Below are 21,419 nucleotides of genomic sequence, written 5' to 3'. Positions count from 1 at the left end.
CCGGTCCGGTGAGATCACACAGGATGCTCACGTCAGGTCTGGCGGCAGATGCGCGACCTGTGCGGGACTGGTCTCCTGGGGCGGCGGCAGCACCTGCTCGCTGATCCACTGCACCGTACGCTCAAGATCGGCGACCCGGCGCCACAGCGACCGGAGCTCCTCCTCGGGGTCGATGCCGAACCGTGTTCCCGGCCGAAGCGACTTGGTGGGCAGCACGCCGACGGCATCGCGTACCTGGGAGACGCGCACCATCCCGTCACCGGTCTGCACCACCACGCCCGTCGCGTCGCGGCGGACGATCGTCCCGGCGGCCAGCTCGCAGGGGGGCGCCTCGACCACTTCGGCCGCCCCCACCGACACGGGAAAACGCTTCAGGTACGTCCATGCGGGCGTCGTCCGACCGATTCCGGAACGGATCAGCCGGGTCACCCGATCAGCGGGCTCCGACCAGTCGACGCGCAGCGCGAGCCGGTCCAACGGCAGCGACTCCGCCGGCTCGGCACCGTCCGGTGCCGCCGCCAGGTCCGCCGCCTGCGGCTCGGTCGACCGGGCGGCCGTCAAGGCCCGCACCACGTCGTCGGCGACCACGTCGAGGCCGTCCAGGTAGTCCAATCCGCCGAGCCGGACCACCACCTCGACAGTAACCGGTGGCGCCGCCAGGTCCGTGCCCGGGCGGCGCAGGGTCAGCCGAAAGTCCGTCTGACCGTGCCGCACGCACCACTGCAGGGGGTCGGCGACCACGATCCCGCCCTGACAGGTGGCGGTCACCTGGTACCACGCCGCGGTGGGCGCGGCGCGGGAAAGCCATCGTGGTACGGAGAGCAGGCCCCACACCAGCACCTCGCCCACGTCGGCGAGCTTTCGCTCCCCGCTGGTGACGCTGGCCTCGGTGACCAGCCGGACCGTCTTGGCGCTCGGGTAACCGGCCCAGGCCTTCTGCGCCGCAGTGTTGCCGACGGTGACCACGTCGACGAGACCACGCGTGACGAGTCGGTCGGTCAGCGCTGCCGAACACTCGTCGTGCACGACACTGAGCAGGGTCATCGTTGTACCGCCACCTCTCCGAGTCGGCCATCCGCTATCTGCCAGAACGTGGCCTCACGGAGCATCCGCACCGCCAGCTCGACCACTCGATCGTCCGCCGCCGCATCGATCTCGCGGACGTCCGGCCATGCCCCCTGTCCGAGGGCGTACCGCACCAGCATCGACGCGAGACCGCCGGGCGACTGCTGTTCGAACGCGACACTGGTTCGCAGTCTGGCCCGGGCCCTGCCGACAGCGGCGGCACCGCCTCCGTTCGACAACACGTCCGGAAGTTTGTCGCGCAGCCCGGCGGCCAGGCCCTCGCGGTGCGACCCCGACGGCCACGCGGTGACGAGCAGGTCCGCGTGCCGGCCGGGAAGTGTGGCGAACCCGGTCGACCTGGTGCCCACGGCGGAACTCTCCTCGTCCAGCAGCCCGGCGCGACCGGTCAGCAACTCGGTGGCGAGTTGCCGGGCGAGCAGGTCGGCCGGGGCGGTGACCGCGGGGGTCGTGGTCGCCCAGATGAAGCAGTCGGACCAGCCGGGGACGTCGAACGGCTGTGCCGGAGCCCGCTGCCCGGGTGCCCGCCCCGGGTCGGCCGGCGGCGGCACCGCAGCCAGTTCGGCGTCGGCCTCGGCGACCAGCTTGTCCGGATCGTTCGGGCTCACCAGACAGAGCACCGACCCCTCCGGCCGGTACCAACGCTGTCGGAAGGCCACGATGTCCGACGGGGTCACCGCGCCGATCGAGGTCTCGGTGGTGGTGTCCCGAAGACCCAGGTCGAGCGTCGGAGCCACCCTGGCCGCGACGGCCGGCGCGATCTGCAACTGGGGCTGGTCGCGCACTCGCGCGTTCTCGGTCAGCACCGCGCGCCGTTCGGTCTCGTGCAGCTCGGCAGGGTACGGCCGGGCGCCGAAGGCCGAGGTCAGCGCGGCGATCAGCGCCGCCGACGAGCCCGGTGTCGCTCGCGCCGAGTAGCGGGTGGCGGAGACTTCCGTACGGGCAGCCATCTGCACCCGCCCGCGACTGGCCGCGGTCGCCACGCAAATGTGCTCCGTCAGGTGGGCCGTGCCCTCCTGACCGGCCGGATCAGCACCGTAGCCGACCGGCACGCTGAGAACGCCGACACAGGAGCGGAAGTACGGCACCTGCACCGCGACAACCGTCAGGCCACCGACCACGGTCTCCAGCACGGTGCTTCGGCTCATCGCATTCTTCCGATCAGTTCGGGAACGGTCTCGTCCACCGGACCGATGTAGGCGACCGCCGGCCGATGCCTGGACGACAGGCGCGGCACGTGGGCCAACCGGTCCGGAGCCGCCGAGGCCTTCTCGGCGACGACAGCCACGGAGTGCTGCCCGTTGAGCTGGCGCCGGTGGTCGTCAAGCGCGCCGAACGGTTCATCCAGCTTCGTGAGCACCCGGTCCACGACGCGGCCGACCGCGACACCGAGCGCCTCGGCGGGCAACTCGCCCTCGTCGATCTCGGCGACGCAACGCCGGATGGCGTCGATCGTCGCCGGAAGCCGTTCCCGCAGGAGAGAGGCGCCGATGGTCAGCGTCTGCGGTCGCCCGTCGTCCCGCGCGACGGCGACGGTGCCGTAGACCAGGCCCGCCTCGGTCCGCAGTCGCCGGTACAGCAGGCCGTCGGAACCGTCGAGAAGCTGTGCCAGCACCGCTGCGGAGGCCGAGTCCTCGATGACCTCGGCGAGCCGGAACTGCAGAACCACCCGGCACTGCTCCCCCGGCCGGTCGACCAGGACCATCTCACCCCGCCAGGAGCTTGGGGCGGGCGCCGGAGCGGGCGACGCCGTACCGGAAGACGGGTCCACCTGTCGGGCTCGGGCCAGGCAGCGCCGCAGGCAGTCGCCCAGCTCGGCGCCCCGGGCGTTGGCCAGCGTGTCCTGATCGCCGAGGGCCTCCTGCGGCGAGCCGCCCCAGGCGGCGGTCTCCACCGCCCGGAACATGGTGACGACCGGGTTGGCGCGCTGGTTACGGGCCTGGGTGAGCTGCGCCGCGGCCAGGGACTGGAGCAACGCCGACGCGGGGTCCGGGTCGATCCGGGACACCGCCTCCGCCAGGCGCTCCCCGCGCGCGTCCGGAGACCAGAAGGAGAACTGGGAGGCGTGCTCGGTCAGCCGGTGGCGGCGCATCCAGCCCGCCGTCGCCGGGTCCCGAGCCAGGGCGTGGGCGAGGTAGCGGGCCGCGAGCGCGGCCCGACCCACAGCCTCCGGCGGGTCGTCGGCGTGGCCTTCGGGGAGATCCCAGCCGAGGGCCGGCGCGTGTGGCAGTTCCAGTTCGCGACGGCGCGTCGTACGGACGTTAACCACGAACCAGCACCTCCGGTTCCTTCCTGCTTGTCGCGTCGGCGGTACGGCGGACCGTCAACCACGCCATCGCCTGCACGGCGACGAACATGAGGATCGAGAACAGGATCAGGGTCGGCCCCTTGCCGAAACCGGCGGCCGCCACTCCGGGAAGGAGCAGGTAGGAGACCGTGAGCATGGAGTTGAGCACGGCCCGCCGGACGGCGAAGAGCCGGCCGGCCACCTCCGCGCCGGCTTCCTTCTGGAAGATCGTGGTGGCGCCGATGACCACCGCGAGATTGCCCACCCCGACCAGCACGCCCGGCAGGAAGGCCGCCGCGAGGCCGTACGGGACCAGGGCCACGAAGGCGATGGCCGCGATCGGGCCACACGCCGCGCCAGCGGCGATCATGCGGATCGGCTGCTGTTTGAAGCGGGCCGGGATCAGCGCCGAGGCGAGCACCCAGCCGACACCCATGGCCGCGGAGAAGAGGCCCGCGGTCGCCGTGCTGAAACGGTCGCCGAGGATCAGCAGCGCGAGTGCCGCGTCGGCGCCCCAGAGCAGGAAGAAGACCGCCTCCGTGCCGAGTGTCCAGCGGAACAGGGTGCTGGCGTTGTCGCGGAATGCGTGCCAGGTGGACCGGACGGCGTTGCGCAGGGCGGGTGCACCCGGGCAGGGCGCCAGCGGCAGCAGGAGGAGAGCCGAGAGCAGGAACGACAGGATGTCGATGATCAGCACGACCTGGAAGCCGAGCGTACCGCCGATCGCGGTTCCGGCGAGCGGGGCGGCGATCTGGACTATCGCGAACAGTGCTGTGCTGCGTGAGGCACTGCGGGCGCGGTCCTCCTCGGGCACGGTGTTGACGATGATCGCCTGCATGGCCGGCATAGTGACGGCGTTGAAGACCCGGGTGACCGAGGCCGTGAGGATGACCAGGGGCACGATGCCGTAGTGGAGCCCGAGCAGCGTGATCGCGACCATCACGGTGGCGGACAACTCGCAGACGATCATGAGCTTCCGCCGGTCGAAGCGGTCCGCGATGTATCCCGCCCACGGCGCGAGCAACACGATCGGCACGAACTGGAAGGCAAAGGCCACACCGGCCGACAGGGTCGATCCCCCGGTGGCCTGGTAGACCCACAGGGGCAGCGCGATCTGTTGCATCTCGCTGCCGATCAGCGAGACGCCCTGACTGCTGAGCACCAGGTAGAAGTCGGTGGGCAGCCGCCTCTGGCCGGGCTTCTTGGCGAGATTCGTCATCCGCGGCGGGTCCAACCAGCCAACTCTGCGGCGACTTCGGCCTTGGCTCTGGTCGCCGGTGGGGCGCCGACGCGTTCGGACACCGACGTCGCCCATCGTTCGAGGGCTGCCCGTGCGTGCATCTCGCGGCCGTTGTTCTCGATCTCCAGCCAGTAGGTGATCTGCGGCTGCCCGTCCGGTAGTGCCTTGAACTCGGCGCGGTCGAAGGTCACCTGGAGCAGCGAGTTGACGCTTGTGCGGTAGAAGACCTTGCGGCGGTGCTGGACGACCGATGCGAAGACGTCTGGTTCGAGGGCGACACCGAGCAGGCGGTGCGCGTACGCCAGCGCCGGGCTCTGCGGGTTGCGGACCTCACGGCCGATGTCCTTCGCCGCCAGGCGCCCGCCCAGCTCGAGCGAGTCACGGCATCCGTTCTCCCACCGGAGGGTCTGTTTGACGCCCAGCCAGGAGACCCGCTTGATCGTCCCCGGGTTGATCGTGGCACGCAGGGCGATCTGCCGGTCGGTCAACTGCCACCGGTCGTCGAAGTAGAGGGTGGACTGGGTGTGCTGGAACCGCGACTCCTCCACCGCGTCGTCCGGCGGCGGCACCGCGGCGGCCAGGTCGTCCAGCGTCGGCTGCAGGTTGCCGAACAGCCCGTCGTCGCCGAGACGCCACTTGTACTCCTGCTCCACGCCGATGACGATCCCGGGTGGAACGTCGTCGGTCCCCGGGTCGAAGTCCACCAGCGCCGTCGGGCTCGTCATACTTCGACCTTTCCAGTTACGGTCTCCGGCTCGTCAGCCAGAACCAGGGTCCGCTCGACCAGACGCGATTCGAATCCACCGACGACGAAGACGTCGACGGCATCGCCCGGAAGGCGGAAGATCCGTCGGCAGCAATCCACGATGACCTCCCGAGACGAGGGCGGAAAGCGGAAGTGCCCTGATTTGTTGTTGATCACCACGGCGCGCACCTGGGGAACGCCGATGAAGACGACCTCCCCCGCCGCGCTGGCTCTCAACCGATCGGGAACCAGCATCGGATGCCCGACCGGCACATCATTGACCGTCGCCTTATTGCGCCCGAACACCAGTTCCTCGAAGCTGAAGGACCGGGTCCACAACAGGAACCGGCCATCTTCATCGATCACATACATGTACGGTCGGCCCTCGCGGACGGGAGCGGGCAGCACCGGACCGGTCAGTTCGATCGTCTCCGGCTGGACGATGTCCATCACCAACCGGTACTTGTCCTCGAACGCCGCCCGCGAGTACTGCACCACTACCGGATCGGTGCGGACCACCGCCGTCGGATGACCCATCGCGGCAGCGGGGAACTCGTCCTCGTAGCGCTGCCGGAGGCGATCTGCGAGGTGCGCGACCCAGGCCCGCAGCACGATCGAGCCAGGCTGCTGCGCCAGAAGGCGGCGCAGGGCGATGAGTTGGTCGTACAGGACGAAGATGATGCCCTGCGATCCCGACCCGTAGCGAAACGCGAGCATCTGGGCGAGATCCTCGTACCGCTGGAACACCTCGTGGTGGGAGTTGAGACGGCTCTCCCGCATCGGCGACTCTCCACACTTCGCGGGGGACCGGGCCGACCCGGCATCGTGATGCCGCGTCGGCCCGGCCCCGACCTGACCATGGTCATGGTGCGTGGCTACGGATCAGCCGTCAGTGAACTCCATGAGGACCGCGGCCAGTGCCTCCCGGCCGTCCTCGGTAGCGTCCAACTCCTGGAGGTTCTCGATGACCTCGTCAAGCTGCTCAAGCTCCATATCCTGCACCTCCCCTCCGTCGGTGTGTCGGAACGTCCCTGTGGCGCGCGCCTACTCCGAGCCTCATGCAGCGAGCCGCGACCGTCAATCTATTGAGCAGTAGGATGGGGGCGACGAAACACCGGCTACCAGGACTTGTACGGGCGTTGAGTCAGATAGACATTGCCGTATCGAACGTCACCGGAAACGTCCGCGCCGAGCCAGCCAGGGCGGGGGAAATCGGCGTCCTCCGTCGGCAGTTCGACCTCGGCGGTGACCAACCCCTCGTTGTCCCCGCCGTACTCGTCGATCTCGAAACAGAAGGCGCCGACCGGGACGAGGTGCCGGACCTTGACCAGCGGTGGAACCGGGGAGAGACCCGCGGCGAGCACCGCGTCGACGAATTCCGGCGGGATTTCGGCTTCGATCTCCGGGCGCGCCAGACCCTTTCGCCGCCCCTTCACAGTGATGAACGCCGCTGCACCGTAACGGCGTAACCGCACCTGGGAGACGGCGGTCGAGGCGAGGTACACCTGCGTTATCGGCCTGCTTGCGGTCACCTCCCTCCGCCACGCGTCGGAGGCCAACAGGAACTTGCGTTCGATCTCGATGTTCGTGGATCCGGCCATCGACGCAGTCTGCCAGTGGTACGGCATTGGACACAGCCCTGACGTCACCCGTACCGCTCGTCGAAAATGGGCTCCACTGACGACGTATACGTCGGTACACTCCGTTCAATGCATCGATCATCATCGCAGCGTCTCGTCGTTGTCGTTCCCGGCATGCAGTTCGGTCCACACGTCCCGGTGCTCGCCTACGCGAGTCGCGCCGCCGCCGTTCGGGCAGCGCAGGTCCTTCCCCTGTCATGGCAGCCACCGAAGGGCCGGTCCAGTCTCGACCTGGCGCCATGGGTCGTCGATCAGGTGAACGTGGTCCTCGACAAGCTGGCCGCGGCCCGGCCCGGGGCAGTGCCATTGCTCATCGGCAAGTCGTTGGGGTCGCACGCGGCTCCGGTGGCCGTGGAGCGCGGGCTTCCGGCGATCTGGCTCACCCCCCTGCTGCAGCACGAGCCGGTGGTGACGGCGCTCGGCAGGAGCAACGCACCGTTCATGCTTGTCGGGGGCACGGGCGATCCGGCGTGGGACGGTACGGTCGCCCGTCGACTGACGCCGCACGTGGTCGAGGTCGAGAACGCGGACCACGGGATGTGGGTCCCGGGTCCTCTCACCGACTCGGCACTGGTGCTGGGCACGATCGGGCGGGCGGTGGAGAGCTTCCTCGACGAGGTGATCTGGAAGGTGCCGGCGGAATCCCGATCGTGAGCTGCCGCCGGTCTGGCCGACCGGCTGGACCGCCGAACGCCACCTACCACCGCCGGACCCGAAAAAGGCCCCGACCCGGTGTGAACCACCAGGTCAGGGCCTTGCTCGTTGGTGCGCCGCCAGGGACTCGAACCCCGAACCCGCGGATTAAGAGTCCGCTGCTCTGCCAGTTGAGCTAGCGGCGCTCGATCGGCAACGGAGAGAAGATTAGCACCCGGTCGAGCCGGGCTCCAATCCGGTTACCCGGCTCCCCCCTTCGGTCGAGCTTACCGGGCATTTGGTTACAAAGGCACCAGCGTACGGAACTCCGGGGCGTGGGTGGCGGCGTTGATACGGCACGATGTCCGCCAGGTACGCGAGAACAGAGGTGGGGATGGCACGGTTCACGCGAGCCGGGGCGGTGGTGGGCGCTCTGACCCTGGCGGCGTCGCTGGCACTGACCGGGTGCGGCGACGAGCAGAAGAAGCCGGAATTCGTGGGCGGGACGTCGTCCGAGGCGAGCGTGGGCGCCGATGCCGGCTCGGTGGCGCCCTCGGCTCCGGCGACGCCGAGCGGGCCGGCGCTCACGCTGAGCCCGGCGGACGGCGCGAAGAACAGGCCCGCGAGTACGGAGATCAGCGCCAAGCTCCCGGACGGCGCGAAGGTATCGGCGGTCACACTGACGGCCGACGGTGGTGGCGCGGTGGAGGGCAAGCTGCGCGCCGACGGCTCGTCCTGGGTGCCGTCCGCGCCCCTGAAGTACGGGACGCGGTACACGGCCACGGTGACGGCGAGCACGCCCGACGGCACGAGCAGCCAGGGCACCAGCAGCTTCACCACGATGGCCAAGCCGAAGTCGACGATCGGGTCCGGGCTGTACCTGTTCGACGACAAGAGTTACGGGGTGGCCATGCCTGTGGTCACCGAGTTCCACCCGGGCATCCCGAAGAAGGATCGCGCGGCGGTGCAGAAGCGGATGTTCGTCAAGACCGACCCGCCGCAGCCGGGCGCCTGGCACTGGGTCAGCAACGGCACCCAGGCGTACTACCGGGCACCGCAGTACTGGAAGCCCGGCACCACGATCACGGTGCGGATCGCGCTTGGCGGGATGCCGCTGAGCAACGGCAAGTACGGCGACATCGACCGCAAGGCCACCGCCAAGATCGGCCGGTCGTTCGAGATGAAGGTCGACAACGCCAACAAGAAGATGTTGGTCTACGAGAACGGCGCGTTGCTCCGCACCATCCCGGTGAGCCTGGGCAAGAAGAGCACCCCGTCGTCGAGCGGCACGATGGTCGTGATGGAGAAGAAGGAAGCCACCGTCTTCGACACCCGTGACGATCCGGACCCGGCCAACCGCTACGTCACCGACATCCAGTTCGCCCAGCGGCTCACCTGGGGCGGCGAGTACATCCACGCCGCGCCCTGGTCCGAGCACGTGCAGGGGCGGCAGAACGTCTCGCACGGCTGCGTGAACGTGTCGATGGCGAACGCCAAGTGGCTGTTCGACAAGACCCGGATCGGTGACCCGATCACGATCAAGGGCACCGAGCGCAGGATCGCCGCCGGCAACGGCTGGACGGCGTGGAGTCTGAGCTGGTCGGAGTTCATCAAGGGCAGCGCGCTGCCGGTGCCCAAGGGCGGTTCCGGCCCGGCGCTCTGAGTTGTCAGGTCGCCTCGCGCCGGCCCCTGCCGATGGCAGGGGCCGGCGCGTACCCTGGCACTGCCCGCGACGCGACGACGCGGCGGCGGCCCCTCCGGCCCGGCATGAAGACGAGCCCGAATCACGAAACGCCGGATAGTAGCAAATTTCCGGCATCGTGCTCGGCGTGTTCCGGTTCACCCTCGGCAACCGGGACCGGTTCCGGCGCGTCTTTAGGAGACGATGGGGCAGGGACCACGACTGTGAGGACATCATGCGAGCTAGCCAGGACCAGCTGATCCGGCCCCGAGGGCGACGCCGCGTGCTCGCGGCGGGGCTGCTCGCCGTGGCGCTGGCCTTCACCTCCGCCTGCACCGACGACGGCGGCAAGCCGTCCTCGTGGCAGGGCGGCGGCGAGAGCCCGGCCCCCAAGGCCGCGGCGACCATCAGCGAACCGGCGGCCGACGCCAAGGACGTGCCGGCGTCCACGGGCATCACCTTCACCACGAAGGACGCCGAGGAGACGGCCGTCGAGCTGAAGGACGCGGCCGGCAAGGCGGTCGAGGGCAAGCTCGCCGCGGACGGCAAGAGCTGGCTTCCGGCAGGCGCCCTGGAGTACGGCACCAGCTACACGGCCACCGTGACCGCCACCGGGGACGACGGCCGCCCGGCCACCGCGACCAGCACCTTCACCACGATGGCCAAGCCCGGCAAGCAGATCCGGGTGAGCAGCTTCCTCGGCGACAACCAGGTCGTCGGCGTCGGAATGCCGCTGATCGTGAAGTTCGACCGGGCCATCCCGGAGGACTACCGCGACGATGTGCAGCGCCGGATGACCGTGACGTCCACACCGGCCCAGGAGGGCATCTGGCACTGGGTCAGCCCCACCGAGGTCCGGTACCGGCCGAAGGAGTTCTGGAAGACCGGCAGCAAGGTCTCGTACCGCGTGCAGGCCGGCGGCCTGCCGATGGGGTCGGGCTGGTACGGCCGCGCGGACCTCTCCGTGGACATCAAGATCGGCGCAGCGGTGGTCATGACGGTGGACAACAAGACCAAGCGGATGACTGTCACCCGCAACGGCGCCGTGATCAAGACCATCCCGGTCAGCCTGGGCAAGAAGAGCACCCCGTCGTCCAGCGGGACGATGGTCGTGATCGAGAAGCTGCGCAAGACGGTCTTCGACACGTTCGAGGAGCTGGGCCCGGAGGAGGGCTACCGCACCAAGATTGACTTCGCGCAGCGCCTCACCTGGGGCGGCGAGTTCATCCACGCGGCACCCTGGTCCGAGGGTCAGCAGGGCAGCGTGAACGTCTCACACGGCTGCGTCAACGTGTCGATGGCCAACGGTGATTGGCTGTTCAGGAACACCCAGATCGGCGACCCGATCACGGTAAAGGGCACCGAGCGCAAGCTCCAGAACGGCAACGGCTGGACCGACTGGAACATGAGCTGGGACGAGTACGTCAAGGGCAGCGCCCTGCCGTACGAGCCGCCGGCCGACCCGGACACCTCGCCGACGCCGGACGACGCGGTAACGCCGACCGCCACCCCGACCGCCTGAGCCACCGGAACGACGAAAGCCCCCTCCTCGGAGGGGGCTTTCGCATTGCCCTCACAACGACTCAGGCCCCCTCCGAGGAGGGGGCCCGAGCAGTGAAACAAATGGGGTGACTGATGGGAATTGAACCCACGACAACCGGGACCACAACCCGGTGCTCTGCCAACTGAGCTACAGCCACCATGCCGCCGTCGCCCGGTCGTTCGCCCCGGGCGGGGTGCGGACCAATAATAGCCACACCGCCGCCGGGCACGTCCAGCGGGTTCCCGGCTCGGTGTCCGAGGGGTCAGAGTTCGGCGGCGATGCCCTTGGCGGTCTCGACGTCGGGGCCGGGCAGCGGGACGAAGATGGTGCGCCGGTAGTACTCCAGCTCCCGGATGCTCTCCCGGATGTCGGCGAGCGCCCGGTGCGCGAGGCCCTTTTGCGGCTGCCCGAAGTACACGCGGGGGTACCAGCGGCGGCACAGCTCCTTGATCGAGGAGACGTCGATCATGCGGTAGTGCAGGTGTGCGTCGAGGCGGGGCATGTCCCGGGCGATGAAGCCCCGGTCGGTGGCGATTGAGTTGCCGCACAGCGGCGCCGTACGCGGATCCTTGACGAAGGTGCGGACGTACTCCAGCACCAGGTCCTCGGCCTCGGCCAGGGTGACCGCCGAGCGGCGGACCTCCTCGGTGAGGCCGGACTTGGCGTGCATCGTCTGGACGATCTCCGGCATCGCCTCCAGCGCGGCCTCGTCGGCGTGGATCACCACGTCGACCCCGTCACCCAGCACGTTGAGATTGGGATCGGTGACGAGTGCCGCGACCTCGATCAGCTTGTCGCTGCCGAGGTCCAAACCGGTCATCTCACAGTCGATCCAGACGAGGAGTTCAGCCACCGGCACAGCCTACGCGCAGCCCACGCCCCGCGGCTGCGCGCTCCGGGTGCGGCAGACCGCTAGGGTTTCGGAGTGCCAGCAGAACCCGTCGCTCCGCCCGCCGTCACCGAGGACGACCCCGGCGGCCGTACGGTCCGCCGGTTGGTCACGGTGGTGGCCCTGGCCGCCGTGCTGCCGGCGCTGTACCTGCCGGGGCTGATGCACGACTTCTTCGACCTGAAGATCTACATGTCGGCCATGCGGTGGTGGACGGCCGGCAACCCGCTCTACGACTACGTCCAGCCGGACCGGGTGCAGGGCGAGCTGTACTTCACCTACCCGCCGTTCAGCGCCCTTCTGCTGTGGCCGTTCGGGCTGCTGCGGCTCGGTGCCACAGTGACGATCTTCACGGTGCTCACCATCCTGGCCGTGGTACTGACCACCAGGTGGCTGGTGACGCCGGTGATCGAGAGGCACGGCCTGCCCCGGGCGTTCACGCTCACCGTGGCCGTGCTGCTGGTGCTGGCCGTGGAGAGCACCCGCGAGACGATCACCTTCGGGCAGATCAACATGCTGCTGGTGGTGCTGATCCTGGCCGACCTGCTGTTCGCCGTACCACGGGCGCGGCGCTGGGCAGGGGTCGGCGTGGGGCTGGCCACGGCGCTCAAGCTGTTCCCCGGCATCTTCATCGTGTACCTGCTGGCCACCCGCCGGTGGCGGGCCGCGGTGGTGGCGAGCGCGACAGCGGCGGCGGCGACGCTGCTCGCGGCGGCGATCGCGCCGGAGGACTCGTGGCGTTTCTGGACCCGGGAGCTGTGGGACAACGACCGGGTGGGCCGCACCGACTACGTCGGCAACCAGTCGCTCTTCGGTCTGCTCAGCAGGTTCACCGCCCCGGAGAAGCCGGACCGGCTGCTCTGGCTGCTGGTGGTCGCCGCCGTCGTCGCCTACGGACTGTGGCGGGCCGCCCGCGCGGCCCGGGCCGGTGATTTGCTGACCGGCCTGACGTTGACCGGCCTCGTCGGTGCCCTGGTCAGCCCGATCACGTGGACCCACCACATCTACTGGTTCGTGCCGGCGGTGGTGCTGCTCGCGGACTCGGCGTTGAGTGCCGAGCGTCCGGACGAGGCACGCCGACGCCGATGGGTGGCCGGGCTCGCCCTCGGGACGACCGCCGTGATCGTCTACGGCGTGGTGACGTTCCAGAAGTGGGGCACGGAACCGGTCCGTACCCATGACCCGGTCGACTTCGTCACGCAGAACAGCTACGTGCTGCTCAGTCTGGTGCTGCTGGCGGCCCTGCCGGTGCGGTCGGTGCGCCGCCGACAGGCCGACCAGCCGCAGTCCGAGGAAAAATCGCACCAAATGGACAGACATCCCCAGTAGCCGCTATCGGCGCTAATCTGGCCTCATCTACCTCAAGCGTCGCTCGGGTAGCACCGATCCCCCGGTGAGGGCGGCCCTCCGCGTCGGCAGCGCGGAGGGCCGCTCGCCGTCTCGTCCACCGCCACCGGTTGCGCCGTCGGCTCGGCCCCGGCCGGCGGCCAGGCCAGACTCAAGGTCACCTCGGGCGGGTAGGGCCGCTCCGTCGGCGCGTCCAGGTCGGCCAGGGTCGCCGGGCGGGCCGGCTCCGCGCCGATCGCCGAGCGGGGTCGCTCACCCGAGCCGACCGGAGCGAGCTGCCGCACCGCCGGAAGCGGCGGGGTCGCGGGCTCCCGGACGCCGAGGCCACTCAGCGAGGTGACCCCGAGGCGGCCGGCGAGCACCGGCACCTGGTCCGGTTCGACCACGAACACCACTTCGCGGGGGCGCTGTGGTCGCAGCAGGAGCAGCACCGCGCCCACCACCAGCAGCACCCCGAGGGCGAGCAGGCCCCAGGTCGCCGGGCCGGTCCACGTTGCCCGCAACTCCGCCCGCAGGTCCAGCGCGAGGTCGGCGCCGCCGTCCGGGCGCATCACCACAAGGCTCATCGGCTCGCCGGCCAGGTCGTCGGCAGTCCACTCCAGCGAGCCGATCCCCTCGCGTACCCAGAAGGGTCGGCCCAGCGGGCTGGCCGCTTCGTGGGCGCCCGGCGCGACGGTCGGGCCGGCCGGGTCCAGCCGGACCGGCAGCGGACCCCGGGCCAACGCGACGCGGCGGACCGTGGCGTGCGGCACCGACTCCAGCCAGCGGCGCACCTCGGCGGTGGGCGCCAGGCCGACGAACGCCGGGCCGTCCGGCGTGCGGGCGTCCACCCGCAGCCGGGTCTGTGCGGTACGCGCGAAGGGCGCCTCCTGCCGCAGCAGCCTGTCGAGATCGCCGACGACGACGGCGTGCCCGGGCGCCCGGACCGTCTCGAAGCGGGCGGCGAAGGACCCGCCGGGGTCGGCGTGCCGGGTCACCAGCCAGAGCGCTCCACCGGCGAACAGCACCGGAATCCCGACGACCAACAGCAGCACTCCGGCGATCACCCGCACGAAACGCATTCGCACCGTCCCCCTCCGTAGCCAGATACCCGGCCGACCTTACCGACGTCGACCGTCTGATCAGGGGATATCCACGGCACGGCCGGTCCCGGCAGCGGAAAGCACTGGCCCGCCGGATGTCCGGCGGCCCAGCGGCTGCGCTGTGGGTCAGGACCTGCTGTGGGTCAGGACCTGGCCACCGGCTCCCGGCGGGTCCGGGCGAACGCCAGCCCGCCCAGCGCCAGACCGGCCAGCCCGGCGACGAGACCGGCGATCGCGAGGCCGACCGCGAGGCCGTCGCTCTCGTCGTCGTCGTCATCGTCGTCGCGCGACGCCACGGCGGCGGACGGCGCGGCCGACGCCGACGGCGCGGCGGCCGTCAGGGTGAGCACCGGCGCCGGCTTCTCCGGCTCCTCGCCGCCCGGCTGCGGCTCGTCGATCCACCGAGAAACGTTGCCGTCGGAGTACGTCTGGAGGGTCTTGAAGACCATCGACTCGACCTTCGGCAGCGGACCCATCGAGACCCCGAACTCCTGGAACTGGCCCGGCTTGACCGCGGCGTCCCCGGTGGCCGTCCAGGTGATCTTGGAGACCGCCTCGGTGATCTGGCTGCCGTGCACGTCGATCGGCGGCTCCACCTTGCGCTTCTCCACCGCCACGGTCCATCCGGGCACCGGCTGCGTCGACACCGAGCCGACCGGGGCGTTCTCCGGCAGCACCACCTCCAGCTTGGTGGTCGACGCGGTGTCGCTCTCGTTGGGCACCCGGAACGCCACCCGGGCGTAACCGCCCTGGGTGGCCTCCTTCGGGTTCACCGTGACGTGGGCGGACGCGGCCCCGGCGAAGCCGAGGACAGCGACGGCGGTGAACGCCAGGGCGGCAGCGGCGGTTGCGGTACGCCGGAGTCGGGTCATGAGTTTCGCGAACCTCTCTAACGGATGGGCACGGTGGCGGTCACCGTGGCCTGGTCGATGTCCGTCGTCCGGACAGTGATCTTCAGCTGCCAGTCGCCGGCTGCCGGCAGGCTGACGTCGCCGTACGCGTGGTTGTCGACGAGCGGCAGCAGCGGGACGTCGATCGGCTCGATCCCGGCCGAGGGCAGCGCCGCGGTGGCCTTCCACTCCGCCACGGGCAGCGGCTGCGACTGATTGTCCGGGGCGTACGCGTACAGGTGGATCGAGTTGTTGCCGCGCTGCGCCGGGTCCAGCTCGACACGCAGGGAGTAGAGCGGGCTGGACAGGGTGGTGGTGAACAGGCCGGCCTGGGTGCCGGAGGGCTCCGCGACGGCGGTCCGGGCGGGTGTGGTCTGCACCAACGTCGCGGACAGGCCCAGCACCACGGCGGTGACGGCCAACTCCACCCAGACCGCCCGGCGCACCGGCACCGGGCGCTGCGCGGCGACGCGTCGGCGCACCATCTGCCGGGAGTACGCGGCCACGGCGATGACGATCGCGAACAGTCCGATCTTGGCCAGCAGCAGGCGCCCGTAGGTGGTGCTGACCAGGGCGTCGAAGGTGGCCACCTCGATCAACGCCTGGACGGTGCCGGCCAGCAGCAGCGCCGAGACGGCGAGCGCCGCCCACCGGGACCAGATCGGCAGGATCGCGCCCAACTCCCGCTCGTCGGCCTGGCGGAGCAGGAAACCGGCGAGCATCAGCAGACCGCCCAGCCAGACCGCCATGCTGCCGAGGTGGACCGCGTCGACGACCACCGACACCGCCGGCGCCGGGGACGCCGCCGGGTGCCCGGCCAGCGGCCAGGTCAGCAGCGCGGCCGCGCCCAGAACGGCCAGGATGATGGCGTCCGCGCGGCCGGCCGGGCGGGCCAGCATCGGGCGGAGCAGGAACGCCGAGGCCGCCAGCAGGCCGAGCCGGACCAGATGGGCGGCGCCGAAGGCACTGCCGAACACGCTGCCGAACCCCTCGCCGGTCACCGCGAAGATGCCACCACCTGCGGTGTAGGGCACCTGCAACCACAGGTCGGCGATGGTGGCCAGGGCCACCAACCCGAGGCCGGTCCAGGCCAGCCGGCTCGGCCCCCGCCGGGAGAGCCGCCGCGGCCACAGCGCGGCCAGCACCAGCACCGGCCCGACCAGCAGCACCAGGCCGGCGTAGCCGAGGAAACGGGCGACCTTCACCGCGTTGACCACCACCGGGTTGGCGCGGCTGTCGTTGCCGGCGTCGACAGGCGGGGTCGTGGGCGCGCCCACCGAGTAGGTGAAGGCACCGGAGACCGGGTGGCTGTCGGCGGAGATCACCCGGAAGGTGACCAGGTAGGTGCCGCGCCCGCCGGACGGATCCACCGGGATGGTCACCACGGCGCCGTCGAACGACGGCTCACCCCGGTCGGCCCGGGAGCCGTCCGGCGCGATCACCCTCACCTTGTCGGGGACCTTGCGGACCGACTCGGTGAACGTGAGGACCACCTCGGACGGCCCGCTCGGCACCACCGCGGAGGCCGCCGGGCTGCTGCTCGACAGCACCGCGTGGGCGCTGGCGGGGGTGGCCGGTGCGATCAACAGGGCGACGACGGTGACCAGGAGACCGGCGGCTGCGGCCAGCCGGGCGATCCAACGGCGGGGGGCGACAGTCATGCCGGCCATGGTCGCCGACCGACGTGGCTCTCGGCGACCCGAGGCGGGTGAACGGCTCACCTGCGCCCAGCCACCAGCGCCGCGCGTACCTGGTCGCGTGTCATGAGCAGGTAGTCGGCGCGGCGCGGGGAAAAGTTCCCGACGTGGCGCAGACCATCCAAGGGCCGAAGGACCCTGACGCTCCGCCGGGCGCCGCGTAACCTGGGTTGTCGTGATCCCTGTCCCGCGTGACACCGGCGCCTCCGGTCCGACCGAGCCGCCAGGTGACGCCGTCCGGGATCCGGCGACCGAGTGGGCGTTGACCGCCCGTGACGGTGATCCGGCCGCTCAGGCCGCCTTCGTCCGGCTGACCCAGGCCGAGGTCTGGCGCTTCGCCGCGGCCCTGGTCGACACCGACAGCGCCGACGACCTGACCCAGGAGACCTACCTGCGGGCGTTCCGGGCACTGCCGGCGTTCGAGGGTCGCTCCACCGTCCGCACCTGGCTGCTCGGCATCGCCCGGCGGGCCTGCGCCGACCACCTGCGGACAGTGGTGCGCCGTCGCCGGCTCGACGAGCGGTTGACGGCGAACGCGTACACCGACAGGCCGCATCCCGACCCGGCCGGGCAGTTCGGCGCCAGCGACCTGGTCCGTCGGTTGAGCGCCGAGCGGCGTGCCGCGTTCGTGCTCACGCAGCTGCTCGGCCTGTCGTACGCGGAGGCCGCCGCGATCGAGGGGGTGCCGGTGGGCACCATCCGTTCCCGGGTCGCGCGCGCCCGTGACGAGCTGGTCGAGGCGGTCGGCGACGCCCTGGCCGGCTGAACGCGGAACTTCCGGCGGAGACAGGACGACAAATGAGCGTGACAGCACCCCCCGCACGGGCCGGCCGCTGGCCCGTCGTCCGCCCCTGGCTCGGCGTCGCGGCCCGGCTCGGCCTCGCCGCCGTCTGGCTGATCGCCGGCGCGTCGAAGGTCGGCGACCTGGCCGCGTCCGGGCGGGCCGTCAACGCGTACCAGGTGCTGCCGTACGACGTGGCGACGGTGATCGGCGCGGCGCTGCCCTTCGTCGAGCTGGCGCTCGGCGTGCTCCTGCTGCTCGGGTTGGCCACCCGGCTCGGCGCGGGGGTGTCGGTCGCGCTGCTGGTGGTCTTCATCGCCGGGATCGCCTCGGCGTGGGCGCGCGGCCTCTCCATCGACTGCGGCTGCTTCGGCAGCGGCGGGCAGCTCGCCGAGGGACAGGCGCCCAGTTACCTCCCGGAGATCCTGCGCGACCTGGGATTCTTGGCACTGGCCGGATTTCTGCTGATCTGGCCACGTACGCCCGTATCGGTGGATGGATGGCTGTCCGGCGAACCCGCTGTGGAGGACGAGGATGAGTAGTCGCAAGGGGCAGCGGGACGCCGCCCGGGTGGTCCGCGAGCAGCTCGCCCGCGAACGGCGCCGCCGCCGCACGATCTGGGTCTCCGTCGCCGCCGTCGCCGTGCTGATCATCGCCGGCGTGATCGGCTGGGGCGTCTGGTCCAGCCAGAAGTCGGACACCTTCACCACCCCGCCCGGAGCGAACGCCGACGGCACCGGCATCGTCACCGGCGGCGGCCCGGTCACCGTCGACGTCTACGAGGACTTCCTCTGCCCGGCCTGCAACCAGTTCGAGCAGACCAGCGGGCCCACCCTGGAGCAGCTGGTCGCAGAGAACAAGGCGAAGGTGGTCTACCACCCGGTGGCGTACCTCAACCGCTTCTCCACCACCGAGTACTCGACCCGCTCCTCGGCCGCCTCCGGCTGCGCCGCGGCCGGAGGCAAGTTCCGGGAGTACGCCAAGGCGCTCTTCGCGAAGCAGCCACCGGAGGGCAGCGTCGGGCTCAGCAACGACGAGCTGATCGACATCGGCGCCGGGGTGGGGCTCGACCGCGGCTCGTTCGGCGGCTGCGTCAAGGACGGCACCTACCGGACGTGGACCGCGCACGTCACCGACGAGGCGAGCCGCAGCGACGTCACAGGCACACCGACCATCCTGGTCAACGGTCAGCCACTCGCCGACCGCAGCCCGCAGGGCCTCACCGCGGCCGTGGCGGCGGCCGGCAAGTGATCCGTACCCTGCTGGCCCGCGCCGGCCTGGTCGCCGCCGCCGCCTGCGTGGCCACCCTGATCACCGCGGCGCCCGCCTCCGCGCACGGCGCGGACGCCCCGAACGGCACCGACTACCGCACCCGGGCCGCCGGCGTCACCCCGGCCCGGCCCGGCCTGGAGGTACGCGTCGTCGAGGCGGGCGCCCGCCTGGAGCTGACCAACCGCACCGGCCGCCCGATCGAGGTGCTCGGCTACTCAGGTGAGCCGTACCTGCGGATCGGCCCGGACGGGGTGTACGAGAACAGCCGCTCCCCGGCCACCTACCTGAACCGCACCCTGGCCGGGGACACGGCGCTCCCCGCCGACGCCGACCCGGCGGCGCCCGCGTCCTGGCGGCGGATCGCCGACGGGGACACGGCGCGCTGGCACGACCAGCGCGCCCTGTGGCAGGAGTCGGCTCCGCCGGAGGTGGTACGCGCCGCGCCGGAGCGCGAACACCGGGTCCGGGACTGGACGGTGCCGCTGCGCGACGGCACCGACCCGCTGCGGATCGACGGCACGTTGGACTGGGTGCCGCCGCCCGACGCGTACACCTGGTGGGCGGTGACCATCGTGGGGCTGCTCGCCGTGGGGGCGCTCGGGCTGCTCGCGGCCGCCTCCCCCGCCGGCGCCCGGGCGCTGTCCGCGCTCGGTGTGCTGCTGATCGTCGGCGGGGCGGTAGCCGTGGTGTACCCGGTCGGCCGGGAGTTGGACGCCGGCGCCCACGGTGTCGGGGGCGTGCTGGTCGGGCTGCTGTCCGGGCAGGTCTGGTCGCTGCTCACCGGCCTCGGCGCGATCGCCGCCGGCTGGTACGCGCTGGCCCGCCGGCCGGGAGCCGACTTCGTGGTCGCGCTGGGCGGGGCCTGCCTGGCGCTCCTCGCCGGCACGGCGAACGCCGCCGTGTTCGCCAGGTCCATCGCCCCGGTGCCGTGGGCGCCCGAAGCAGCACGCGTGATGGTCGCGGCGGTGCTCATCACCGGCGCCGGCGCGACGGCCGCCGGCGTCCTGCGCCTGCACGCCACCTCCCGCGCCGCCGCACCGGCCCGGCGGGTCGAGGCCACCGGGCGCGGGGCTACGCCGGCGGAGTGAAGCCGTAGGGGAGTTCCAGGCGGTGCTTCGCCAGCAGGGTCTCATCGCCCAGCAGGTCGCGGGTAGGGGCGTCGGCGACGATCCGGCCACCGTCCAGGATCACCGAGCGTTCGCACAGCTCCACCGCGTACGGCAGGTCGTGGGTCACCATCAGCAGTGTCACCGGCAGGCCGCGCAGGATCTCGGCCAGCTCGCGGCGGGCCGCCGGATCCAGGTTCGACGACGGCTCGTCCAGCACCAGGATCTCGGGGTGCATGGCGAGGACGGTGGCCACCGCCACCCGGCGGCGCTGCCCGAACGAGAGGTGCTGCGGCGACCGGTCCCGGTGCTCACCCATCCCCACCGCGGCCAGTGCCTCGTCGACCCGGGCGGACAGCTCCGCCCCGCGCAGGCCCAGGTTGGCCGGCCCGAACGCCACATCCTCGGCGACGGTGGGCAGGAACAGCTGGTCGTCCGGGTCCTGAAAGACGATGCCGACCCGACGGCGCACCTCGGACAGGGTGGCCCGGTCCGGTGTGACGGTCAGCCCGCCGACGCTCACGCTGCCCTCGGTAGGCGTGAGGATGCCGTTGAGGTGCAGCACCAGTGTGGTCTTGCCGGCGCCGTTGGGCCCGAGCAACGCCACCCGGTCGCCGCGCGGCACCGTCAGGTCGACGCCGTGCAGGGCGACGTGCCCGTCCGGGTACGCGTACCGGACACCACGAACGTCCAGCGAGACAGCGGTAGGCACGACTCCGATCATGTCAGCACGACGGCGGTGGCGGCGATGGAGGCCGCCACCACAGGCACTGTTGCCGCGACCAGCCACTGACCGGCGGTCGCCGCGCCGTCGCCCTGCCACACGGCCGGCATCCGTCCGGTGTAGCCCCGGGACAGCATCGCCAGGTAGACCCGCTCCCCACGCTCGAAGGCGCGCAGGAACAACGCGCCGATCCCGGCGGCGAAGCCGCGCAACTGCCACAGAAAACGCGGGTCGTCGCCCCGGGAGATCCGGGCCACCCGCATCCGCCGCGCCTCGCCGACGAGCACGTCGAGGTAGCGCAGCATGAACGTGGCGATCTGGGTGAGCACCTGCGGGCAGTGCAGCCGGTCCAGCCCCACGATCAGGTCGCGGGTGGTGGTGGTCGCGGCGAGCAGCAGCGAGGCGAGGACGCCGAGAGTGCCCTTGGCCAGGATGTTCCACGCGCCGTGCAGCCCGTCCTCGGACAGCCGCAGGCCCAGCACCTCGACCCGCTCACCGGCGCCCAGGAACGGCAGCGCCACGGCGAACAGCACGAACGGCAGCTCGATCAGCGCCCGGCTGAGCAGCCACCGCGGCCCCACCCGGGCCAGCGCCGCCACCAGGGCCACCAGCAGGGCGTACGCGCCGAACGCCCAGAACGCCTCGCGCGGGGTGGCCACCACGGCGATGGTGAAGACCACCATCGCCACGATCTTGACCTCGGGCGGAAGCCGGTGCACAGGCGAGTCCGACTCGCGGTACAGCACGTGCCCGTGACCGGCACCCATCCGCGTACCCCT

Annotated in this window: 21 protein-coding genes and 2 tRNA genes; 8 read left to right on the top strand and 15 right to left on the bottom strand. The window is 71.2% G+C overall.

Going from position 1 to position 21,419, the window contains the following annotated elements:
- Window positions 1–27 precede the first annotated feature (27 nt).
- The 7 genes from ACFY1S_RS03500 to ACFY1S_RS03470 form a co-directional block, all read right to left on the bottom strand.
- Window positions 28–1,044, bottom strand: coding sequence for a hypothetical protein (locus tag ACFY1S_RS03500; protein ID WP_387112466.1), 1,017 nt, complete (start codon window positions 1,042–1,044; stop codon window positions 28–30).
- Window positions 1,041–2,231, bottom strand: a complete 1,191-nt coding sequence (locus tag ACFY1S_RS03495; protein WP_387112462.1) for an insulinase family protein — start codon at window positions 2,229–2,231, stop codon at window positions 1,041–1,043. Before ACFY1S_RS03495 ends, ACFY1S_RS03500 begins: the two co-directional genes overlap by 4 nt.
- Window positions 2,228–3,352, bottom strand: a complete 1,125-nt coding sequence (locus ACFY1S_RS03490) for an insulinase family protein (protein WP_387112459.1) — start codon at window positions 3,350–3,352, stop codon at window positions 2,228–2,230. Before ACFY1S_RS03490 ends, ACFY1S_RS03495 begins: the two co-directional genes overlap by 4 nt.
- On the bottom strand, window positions 3,345–4,589 hold the full coding sequence (locus ACFY1S_RS03485) for an MFS transporter (protein WP_387112456.1): 1,245 nt from the start codon (window positions 4,587–4,589) through the stop codon (window positions 3,345–3,347). The genes ACFY1S_RS03490 and ACFY1S_RS03485 overlap by 8 nt, the downstream gene beginning before the upstream one ends.
- Entirely contained in the window at window positions 4,586–5,335 is a 750-nt protein-coding gene (locus ACFY1S_RS03480; protein ID WP_387112453.1) for a hypothetical protein, read from the bottom strand. The genes ACFY1S_RS03485 and ACFY1S_RS03480 overlap by 4 nt, the downstream gene beginning before the upstream one ends.
- Window positions 5,332–6,135, bottom strand: coding sequence for a hypothetical protein (locus tag ACFY1S_RS03475; protein WP_387112451.1), 804 nt, complete (start codon window positions 6,133–6,135; stop codon window positions 5,332–5,334). The genes ACFY1S_RS03480 and ACFY1S_RS03475 overlap by 4 nt, the downstream gene beginning before the upstream one ends.
- Before the next feature lie 338 nt (window positions 6,136–6,473).
- The gene (locus tag ACFY1S_RS03470; protein ID WP_387112448.1) at window positions 6,474–6,956 is read right to left on the bottom strand and encodes a CYTH domain-containing protein; all 483 of its coding nucleotides are present in this window, start codon (window positions 6,954–6,956) and stop codon (window positions 6,474–6,476) included.
- Window positions 6,957–7,064: 108 nt separating this feature from the next.
- Here ACFY1S_RS03470 and ACFY1S_RS03465 point away from each other — a divergent pair, with 108 nt between their 5' ends.
- Window positions 7,065–7,649, top strand: coding sequence for an alpha/beta hydrolase (locus ACFY1S_RS03465; RefSeq protein WP_387112445.1), 585 nt, complete (start codon window positions 7,065–7,067; stop codon window positions 7,647–7,649).
- 109 nt (window positions 7,650–7,758) lie between these two features.
- Here ACFY1S_RS03465 and ACFY1S_RS03460 read toward each other — a convergent pair.
- Window positions 7,759–7,834 (bottom strand) — tRNA-Lys (locus ACFY1S_RS03460).
- Between the two features lie 188 nt (window positions 7,835–8,022).
- Between ACFY1S_RS03460 and ACFY1S_RS03455 the strand changes: the two genes are divergently transcribed.
- Window positions 8,023–9,291 carry an Ig-like domain-containing protein gene (locus ACFY1S_RS03455; RefSeq protein WP_387112442.1) on the top strand — a complete coding sequence of 423 codons (1,269 nt, stop codon included), beginning with the start codon at window positions 8,023–8,025 and terminating at the stop codon, window positions 9,289–9,291.
- Between the two features lie 253 nt (window positions 9,292–9,544).
- Entirely contained in the window at window positions 9,545–10,831 is a 1,287-nt protein-coding gene (locus tag ACFY1S_RS03450) for an Ig-like domain-containing protein (protein WP_387114266.1), read from the top strand.
- 102 nt (window positions 10,832–10,933) lie between these two features.
- Here ACFY1S_RS03450 and ACFY1S_RS03445 read toward each other — a convergent pair.
- Together ACFY1S_RS03445 and orn are read right to left on the bottom strand one after the other, a co-directional pair.
- Window positions 10,934–11,009: transfer RNA gene (locus tag ACFY1S_RS03445), tRNA-His, on the bottom strand.
- Between the two features lie 105 nt (window positions 11,010–11,114).
- Complete coding sequence (gene orn, locus ACFY1S_RS03440) at window positions 11,115–11,711, bottom strand: oligoribonuclease (protein WP_364367263.1); 597 nt, start codon at window positions 11,709–11,711, stop codon at window positions 11,115–11,117.
- Between the two features lie 66 nt (window positions 11,712–11,777).
- On the opposite strand from orn, the gene ACFY1S_RS03435 reads away from it, so the two are divergent.
- Window positions 11,778–13,070, top strand: a complete 1,293-nt coding sequence (locus ACFY1S_RS03435; RefSeq protein ID WP_387112439.1) for a glycosyltransferase 87 family protein — start codon at window positions 11,778–11,780, stop codon at window positions 13,068–13,070.
- Window positions 13,071–13,102: 32 nt separating this feature from the next.
- On the opposite strand, the gene ACFY1S_RS03430 is transcribed toward ACFY1S_RS03435, so the two are convergent.
- From ACFY1S_RS03430 to ACFY1S_RS03420, 3 genes are all read right to left on the bottom strand, one after another.
- A complete protein-coding gene (locus tag ACFY1S_RS03430) occupies window positions 13,103–14,149 on the bottom strand; it encodes a hypothetical protein (protein ID WP_387114263.1) in 1,047 nt (348 codons plus the stop codon).
- Window positions 14,150–14,313: 164 nt separating this feature from the next.
- Complete coding sequence (locus ACFY1S_RS03425; protein WP_387112436.1) at window positions 14,314–15,042, bottom strand: YcnI family protein; 729 nt, start codon at window positions 15,040–15,042, stop codon at window positions 14,314–14,316.
- Window positions 15,043–15,059: 17 nt separating this feature from the next.
- Window positions 15,060–16,730: a copper resistance CopC/CopD family protein gene (locus tag ACFY1S_RS03420; protein ID WP_387112433.1), complete on the bottom strand. Its 1,671-nt coding sequence runs from the start codon at window positions 16,728–16,730 to the stop codon at window positions 15,060–15,062.
- A gap of 202 nt (window positions 16,731–16,932) precedes the next feature.
- On the opposite strand from ACFY1S_RS03420, the gene ACFY1S_RS03415 reads away from it, so the two are divergent.
- From ACFY1S_RS03415 to ACFY1S_RS03400, 4 genes are read left to right on the top strand one after another with little or no spacing between them, the layout of a single operon-like run.
- Window positions 16,933–17,523, top strand: coding sequence for a sigma-70 family RNA polymerase sigma factor (locus tag ACFY1S_RS03415; protein WP_387112430.1), 591 nt, complete (start codon window positions 16,933–16,935; stop codon window positions 17,521–17,523).
- Window positions 17,524–17,555: 32 nt separating this feature from the next.
- Window positions 17,556–18,080: a MauE/DoxX family redox-associated membrane protein gene (locus ACFY1S_RS03410; RefSeq protein WP_387112427.1), complete on the top strand. Its 525-nt coding sequence runs from the start codon at window positions 17,556–17,558 to the stop codon at window positions 18,078–18,080.
- The gene (locus ACFY1S_RS03405; RefSeq protein ID WP_387112424.1) at window positions 18,073–18,789 is read left to right on the top strand and encodes a DsbA family protein; all 717 of its coding nucleotides are present in this window, start codon (window positions 18,073–18,075) and stop codon (window positions 18,787–18,789) included. The genes ACFY1S_RS03410 and ACFY1S_RS03405 overlap by 8 nt, the downstream gene beginning before the upstream one ends.
- Entirely contained in the window at window positions 18,786–19,898 is a 1,113-nt protein-coding gene (locus ACFY1S_RS03400; protein WP_387112421.1) for a hypothetical protein, read from the top strand. The genes ACFY1S_RS03405 and ACFY1S_RS03400 overlap by 4 nt, the downstream gene beginning before the upstream one ends.
- Here the strand turns inward: ACFY1S_RS03400 and ACFY1S_RS03395 are convergent.
- Together ACFY1S_RS03395 and cbiQ are read right to left on the bottom strand one after the other, a co-directional pair.
- The gene (locus ACFY1S_RS03395; protein WP_387112417.1) at window positions 19,882–20,640 is read right to left on the bottom strand and encodes an energy-coupling factor ABC transporter ATP-binding protein; all 759 of its coding nucleotides are present in this window, start codon (window positions 20,638–20,640) and stop codon (window positions 19,882–19,884) included. The two genes, ACFY1S_RS03400 and ACFY1S_RS03395, sit on opposite strands and share 17 nt — an antisense overlap.
- The gene (gene cbiQ / locus ACFY1S_RS03390) at window positions 20,637–21,407 is read right to left on the bottom strand and encodes a cobalt ECF transporter T component CbiQ (protein ID WP_387112415.1); all 771 of its coding nucleotides are present in this window, start codon (window positions 21,405–21,407) and stop codon (window positions 20,637–20,639) included. The genes ACFY1S_RS03395 and cbiQ overlap by 4 nt, the downstream gene beginning before the upstream one ends.
- Window positions 21,408–21,419 lie beyond the last annotated feature (12 nt).

The organism is Micromonospora sp. NPDC000663, assembly GCF_042898105.1.
GTDB lineage: Bacteria > Actinomycetota > Actinomycetes > Mycobacteriales > Micromonosporaceae > Micromonospora.
This window is presented reverse-complemented; position numbering and strand designations above follow the sequence as displayed.